The sequence below is a fragment of the uncultured Granulicatella sp. genome (genome assembly GCF_938030755.1).
Taxonomy (GTDB): Bacteria; Bacillota; Bacilli; order Lactobacillales; family Aerococcaceae; genus Granulicatella.
Genome location: NZ_CALHIF010000030.1, coordinates 1 through 1119 on the forward strand (window position 1 = coordinate 1; position 1119 = coordinate 1119).

Sequence of the window (1119 nt, forward strand, 5' to 3'; positions counted from 1 at the left end):
ACACGCTATTGTTCCTACTATAGAATCCATGGAGCTTTTTGTGTCCAGTTTTGTCCTTGTTGTTTACATATCGAGGCGGAGCTTCCTGAGTGAAGTGCCCCTCGAGATAAGAACCTGATGGAACTTGGCGCTCAAATTGAAAGAAAACGAAAAAAGCAAAATGTAACTTATATGTTACATTTTGCTTTTTTACAAAACGAAAAAGAGACTCGAAATTTCGAGTCTCTTATTTTTGCTTCTATGATTATTTTACAGAGGCTTGACGGAGGTTGATTGTACGTCCGAATGGAAGTACTTCGAATCCGTCTACGTTTTCAGCAAGTAAGTAGCTTTGGCTTGCTTGGTAGATTGGAGCGATAGCCACATCATCCATCACGATTTTTTCAGCCGCAATCATTTGTTTGTAACGTTCTGCTGGCTTCGTTGCGTATGTTGTTTTCACTTCAGCAACGGCTTTATCGTAGGCTTCGCTTGAGTAGTTCCCGAAGTTGATTCCTCCACCTGTTACGTATTGTTCTAAGAAGTTTACTGGATCTTGATAGTCAGGTGCCCATGTTCCGAAGAAGAAGTCGAAATCATCTGCACGTTGTAATTCAAGACGGTTTTTCAATGGCACTGATTTAATGTTCAATGTCACGCCTGGTAAGTTCTTTTGGATTTGCGCTTGTAAATATTCGCCAACCACTTTCGCACTACCTGCATCTGACGTTAATAAGGTCACTTCGATTGTGTCCATCCCTAATTCTTGTTTAGCAAGTGCTAATTCTTTTTGCGCTTCTTCGACATTGTAGGTGAGTAAGTCGCCACGGTCTTCCACATAATCTTTCCCCGTTTCTAGGTTTTCAGCAAATCCCTTTGGAACAAGACCATTTGAAACGATTGAGCCGTCTTTTAACACGTTGTTTACAAGAGCCGCTTTATCGTAAGCCATCGCAATCGCACGACGGAAGTGTTTGTTTCCTGTGATTTTGCGTTCTACGTTGAAATTCATGTACCCCATTGTTGCTTTTGGAATAGCGTGATACGTTGGTTGCGTTTTATATTGATCGACGAATTGTTCGCTGATTGTTGTGTATTGGACTTGTTTTCCGTCAAATAATTGAACAGAAGTCGCTACTT

1 protein-coding gene is annotated in these 1119 nt (G+C 41.1%); it reads right to left on the reverse strand.

Annotation, left to right across the window (positions count from 1 at the left end; genetic code table 11):
- Window positions 1-244 precede the first annotated feature (244 nt).
- Window positions 245-1119 (reverse strand): ABC transporter substrate-binding protein (locus tag Q0594_RS03210; protein WP_298729569.1); only part of this gene is annotated, 875 nt, incomplete at its 5' end.